Source organism: Aquimarina atlantica, assembly GCF_000626715.1.
Lineage (GTDB): Bacteria > Bacteroidota > Bacteroidia > Flavobacteriales > Flavobacteriaceae > Aquimarina > Aquimarina atlantica.
In genome coordinates this window covers 1-977 of the sequence record NZ_AQRA01000033.1, presented here as the reverse complement: position 1 = coordinate 977, position 977 = coordinate 1, and the positions used below count along the sequence as shown (strand labels likewise).

Annotated in this window: 1 protein-coding gene; it reads left to right on the top strand. The window is 45.0% G+C overall.

Annotated elements, in window-relative coordinates; all coding sequences use genetic code 11:
- A partial coding sequence (locus tag ATO12_RS24465; protein ID WP_034247723.1) for an HYR domain-containing protein occupies nucleotides 1-977 on the top strand: 977 nt, incomplete at both ends.

Below are 977 nucleotides of genomic sequence, written 5' to 3'. Positions count from 1 at the left end.
AACGATTAGTTGTCCAGCGACTGTAAATGTAAATGTAGATGCTGGCTTATGTACCGCAAGCAGTGTTACTTTAGGCACACCTACTACTTCAGATAATTGTGCAGTAGCAAGTGTAACTAACGATGCACCGGGAGTTTTCCCACTAGGAGATACCACCGTAACCTGGACCGTAACAGATAGTTCAGGAAATACGTCTACCTGTACGCAAACCGTAACAGTAACTGATAACATCGATCCAACGATCAGTTGTCCAGCCACGGTAAATGTAAATGTAGACGCTGGATTATGTACAGCCAGTAGTGTTGCTTTAGGCACTCCAACGACTTCAGATAATTGTGCAGTAGCAAGTGTAACCAATGATGCACCTGGAGTTTTCCCACTAGGAGATACGACAGTAACCTGGACAGTAACGGATAGCTCAGGTAATACTGCGACTTGTACTCAAACGGTAACCGTAACTGATACTATTGATCCAACGATTAGTTGTCCAGCGACTGTAAATGTAAATGTAGATGCTGGCTTATGTACCGCCAGTGGAGTTACTTTAGGTACACCAACGACTTCAGATAATTGTGCAGTGGCTAGTGTAACCAATGATGCACCGGCAACCTTCCCATTAGGAGATACTACAGTAACCTGGACGGTAACGGATAGCTCTGGTAATACCGCTACCTGTACCCAAACGGTAACCGTAACCGATAACATTGATCCAACAATCAGTTGTCCAGCCACGGTAAATGTCAATGTTGACGCTGGATTATGTACTGCAAGCAGTGTTGCTTTAGGTACACCAACGACTTCAGATAATTGTGCAGTGGCTAGTGTAACCAACGATGCACCTGGAGTGTTCCCGATAGGAGATACGACAGTAACCTGGACGGTAACGGATAGCTCTGGTAATACCGCTACCTGCACGCAAACCGTAACTGTAACTGATAATATCGATCCGGTAATTGCATGTCCCGCCACAATAAATG